The sequence below is a fragment of the Shewanella electrica genome, assembly GCF_022321485.1.
GTDB classification, from domain to species: domain Bacteria; phylum Pseudomonadota; class Gammaproteobacteria; order Enterobacterales; family Shewanellaceae; genus Shewanella; species Shewanella electrica.
This window is the reverse complement of sequence record NZ_JAKOGG010000846.1, coordinates 1-230: the sequence shown is the minus strand read 5'-3', so window position 1 is coordinate 230 and position 230 is coordinate 1. Positions and strand designations below refer to the sequence as shown.

Sequence of the window (230 nt, the reverse complement as noted above, 5' to 3'; positions counted from 1 at the left end):
AGGGGGGCCTCGCTGGCGATGTAGGTGCTGCTGTACTTGGCATCCCTATTGACATAGCGGTAGTGCGTGTTCAGCCCTTCCACCACCACCCAGTTGCGGGCGCGTACGACCTGGGTGACCATCCCCTGCTTCCCCGCGTCCTTCCCGGTCAGCACCTGGACCGTGTCACCGCGGAACACTTTCCAATCCTCTCTGCTGATGGGTTCCACGAAGATCTTCTTGCGGCGCTG

1 protein-coding gene is annotated in these 230 nt (G+C 61.7%); it reads right to left on the bottom strand.

Features of this window, described 5'->3' with window-relative positions; translation table 11 throughout:
• Nucleotides 1-230: KOW motif domain-containing protein (locus L9G74_RS24760; protein WP_238899135.1), on the bottom strand; the 230-nt coding region annotated here is incomplete at both ends.